The sequence below is a fragment of the Streptomyces sp. JHA26 genome (genome assembly GCF_002005565.1).
Taxonomy (GTDB): domain Bacteria; phylum Actinomycetota; class Actinomycetes; order Streptomycetales; family Streptomycetaceae; genus Streptomyces.
In genome coordinates, this window is the sequence record NZ_BDJC01000124.1 from 1 (window position 1) to 3,597 (window position 3,597).

At 67.2% G+C, this 3,597-nt stretch carries 5 protein-coding genes; all 5 read right to left on the reverse strand.

The window, feature by feature from the left end:
- Nucleotides 1–192: hypothetical protein (locus JHAT_RS33265; RefSeq protein WP_143660618.1), on the reverse strand; the 192-nt coding region annotated here is incomplete at its 3' end.
- 47 nt (nt 193–239) lie between these two features.
- A complete protein-coding gene (locus JHAT_RS33270) occupies nt 240–515 on the reverse strand; it encodes a hypothetical protein (protein WP_253195693.1) in 276 nt (91 codons plus the stop codon).
- Between the two features lie 269 nt (nt 516–784).
- The gene (locus JHAT_RS33275) at nt 785–1,267 is read right to left on the reverse strand and encodes a hypothetical protein (RefSeq protein ID WP_143660620.1); all 483 of its coding nucleotides are present in this window, start codon (nt 1,265–1,267) and stop codon (nt 785–787) included.
- 109 nt (nt 1,268–1,376) lie between these two features.
- Nucleotides 1,377–2,000, reverse strand: coding sequence for a hypothetical protein (locus JHAT_RS33280; protein ID WP_077802002.1), 624 nt, complete (start codon nt 1,998–2,000; stop codon nt 1,377–1,379).
- Nucleotides 2,001–2,003: 3 nt separating this feature from the next.
- Nucleotides 2,004–3,597: DUF6571 family protein (locus JHAT_RS33285; RefSeq protein ID WP_077802003.1), on the reverse strand; the 1,594-nt coding region annotated here is incomplete at its 5' end.

Here is a 3,597-nt window from a genome sequence, read left to right on the forward strand (position 1 = left end):
AGCGGTCTTACTGATGAACTTTTTGGATAACTTGGCGTTCACGCCGGCCCAGTCGGCCTTGACGGCGCCCTTGTGTAAATGGTCCTCGGCGTCCTTCTTCAGCGTTTCGAGGTTCTTGACGAGGGTGGACCAGTCCTTGACGGCATCGTCGAGGAGCTTGAAGTCGGCGTCGCGGAGAGTGTCGAGTTCCATGGCTGTCGTCCTTGGCGTGAGCTGGATCGGGTGGTCGGGAACGTCCTTCAGTCGCCCTTCTTCTCGCCCGGTGCTCCGACGCGCTCGTCGAAGCCGGCGTCCGTCAGGGACTCCAACTGCTCGTCCCAGCGGTTCGACACGTGCTTGAGCCCGGCGCCGAGAGCGAAACCCTGCTTGGACAGGTCGGCGGCCGCGGAGTCACTGGTGGGTACGGCGACACGCGCCTTGTCCCACAGGTCGTTGTGGAGCTCGAACGCGGCCGTGCCGATCTTGGTGAGCCCGCCGTTCGCGACCTTGAGGTGTTCCCACTCGTTCCATGCCATCCACGGCACCCCCGTGTGCAGGGCTGCCCGCCGCCTGTGCCGGCCGGAAGGCGTCCTGCGGTGTCCGGACTCCGCCACAAGTTAGCAACCAGCGCCGCCAGGTCGACCGGATCCGTCAAAGGTGGCGTGATTGCGGAGGTGAAGTTCTCGGGAGGGTCTGCTGATCGGTGGGGAGCGGAGCAGGGGGCGGAGGTGAGCCTGCTGACGACGCTTGCACAGCTATTGCGCGCCTGCTGTGCAGGCTGCCGAATCCTCGACTCCTCCGTGCATCACCGGCATGCTGCCGAGTCTTCGACCGACCGGGCGTAGGAGGTCATCACTTTCTCCACCGCGGCCGAATCGTTCACCCCGTCCGCGTACACCTGCACGGTGACGAAAAGGCGGTGCCCGGGATGTTCGGTGCTGGAGCAAAGCACCTTCTTCGCGGCGGCCGTGCCCGTCAGCAGGTAGCTGTCGTCCTCCGTCAGCTTCGCCGACTTGAGCTGGGGGACGCCTCGAGCCACGTCGACGATGCCCGCACCGTCCTCCCACCACTCCCGGCTCGCCACGAGAGCCACCTTGCCGTCGATGTTCACCTGGCACCGGTGCCGGCTGGGTACGGGGTTCTTCTCCCGTACGGCGATCTGCTCGCCCGACGGAAGAAGTCGCGAGACGGCCTCCCTGTCCACCGGAACACCGCAGAGCTCGGCGGGAACGCCGTAGTCCCTCTCGCCGTCGGTGCCCGCGCAGCCTGCGAGGAAACCGAAGAGCACCGGCGTCACCAAGGCCCGCGTGACATGTCGGGTGTGCAAACGGATGCCCCCCTGGAACTGAGTCGCCTCGGCCCGTGGAGAGCCGACGAACGCGTGCGGTCGGCCGTGTTCAGGGCAGGGCGATGTCGCACTTCGCCTTGTCGTGCGCGTAGGCCGCGGCGTTCTTCGCCAGGTCGATCAGGCCCGTCCGGGTGTCGGCGTCACTCGCCTTTCCCGCCTTCTCGAGATGGACGACGACACTGAGGTCGTACTGGCCACCGGGAATCTTCCCGGCCGACGTGCACGGCACGAGGACGGCGGCCACGGAGGGCGAGGCAGTGCCCTTGAAGCCTGTGGTGAAGGGCGTGAGCCGGCCCTTTCCGTCCGCGTACTGCGCGACCTCGCCGTCGGCCCAGCTCTCGAACGGCTCGTCGCGCACCATCTGCGTCCGGGCACGCAGGAGCTGGTCACCGCCCCCCGAGACGAAGCAGTCCGAGCCGTAGCCGCTGTCCCGCTCGTCCACACGAAGGTTCACGTCGTCGTCGAACGCGTACGACGACTTCTCCGGAAGCACGGTCCTGAGGGCGTCGGCGGCCCGGGAACCCGGGCCCAGCGAGTCGCACACGGCGCCGGCCTCGATCTCCCCCGCGTCCTCGCCGAACGGCGGTGCCTTGAAGAGATACAAGGCACCGAGCACGACCACGATGACGACGGCGACGACAGCGAGCGCGTATCCGCTCCGTCTGGCATTCACGGTTCAGTCTTCCTTTTCCAGCTGTCGGGGCACGCCCTCGCCGTCGAGTGCGTCGTGGACGTTCTTTCCCGCGTTGTTGAAGCCCTGCTCCGCCGCCGTCGCAGCGGCCGAGACGATCGCGGGAGAGGGGTTGCCGGCATTCTCCCCGGCCTTCTTCGCCGCGCTCTCGACGAGGGTGTACGTCGAGTCCTTGGTGCCGTCCAGATCCTGCCCGTTGCGGTAGATGACCTCGCCGGAGCTGTCCTTCATCGCACCCTCGGTGATCGCGCCGATGATCTCGTCCGCGGCCGTGCCGGCCACACCACCGGCGACGACACCGCCCGGGCCCGTCAACGAGGCGGTGCCGAGCCCGACACCGATCCCGACCGCGGTTCCTCCCCAGGTTCCGACCTTCTCGATGACGGAGTTGTAGTCCGCGTCCTTCTTCCCGCCTTCGATCTCGCCCTCGTAGGCCCGGCCCGCCCCGATGGTGCCCTCCACCTCGCCGGCCACCCGGGCGACGTCCTCGATGGTCTTCTTCAGGTTCTCGTCCTGGGAGAAGTTCGGATCGTTCAGGTACGCGTCCGGGTGCTGGAAGTGGTACTGCATCAGGCTGGTCGTGTAGCTGTGCTGACCCAGGTTGACCGCCGTGTACCCCTCCGGGTTCCGGCCCACGGTGTACAGGAAGCGGGTGATGTCGGTCTCGCCGAGTTTGGCCGCCGTGCCCGCGACGGGGAAGAGCTTGTCCTCGCCCTCCGTGCCGGGGTGCAGACCGCGGTGGATGTCCGGCATGTATTCGGCGGCTATCTGCCCCATGCTGTCGGACATGTAGCTGTTCTTCGACAGGCGGCCCGGGTCGTCCGCGACGGAGGCGACCAGATCCTCCACCAGCTTCGCCTGGCCGGCGTTGTGCGCGGGAGTGTCCGCCGTGGGCATCTCGCCCGCCGGGTGGCCGGTGGTGGCGGCCTCGAGGGCCAGGGCCAGGTTGTTCTGTCCGGTGTGCAGGTCGTCCCCCTTGAGGTTCGACTCCTGCGGCCAGTCCCGCTCCTCGAAGAGGTACTGGAAGTTGGACAGCGAGACCTTGCCCTTCTTGCCGTTGTCGTCGGTGTCGCGCTCGAACGGGTTGTCCGGGTCGTCCTTCGAGATGAACTGCTGGTTGAGGAAGTCGGTCGCGGCGTCCGGGCTGTTGGACAGGCCCTTCAGGTAGCCCGTCAGGGGGTCCGAGCCGCTGTCGTCGCCGATCCGGTTCAGCACCGGGTCCATCCCCATGCGCTGCCACGCGAGGTTGGCGTGCTCCCCGTTGCCGGTCAGTTTGCGCTCGGTGGCCATGAGTTTCGTGCCGTAGTCCGTCAGGAACCGGTCGTCGTAGTCGCCGGTCCGCATGAGGTTGCTCATGACCTGGAAGCCCATCGGGCCGCCGCGGTTCTCGCCGTACAGCGGCTTGTCGCCGATGTCGATCATCGTGCGCTTCCAGTCGGCCATCGCCGCCGAGTCGCTCTGCGTGGCGTTGGCGAGCGTCATGCCCAGACTGCGCTGCAGATCGTCGAACTTGTCCAGACGCTCATGACCCAGCTCCCAGTTCCCGCGCTGTGGGTCACTCACCCCGGCCCAGAACTCC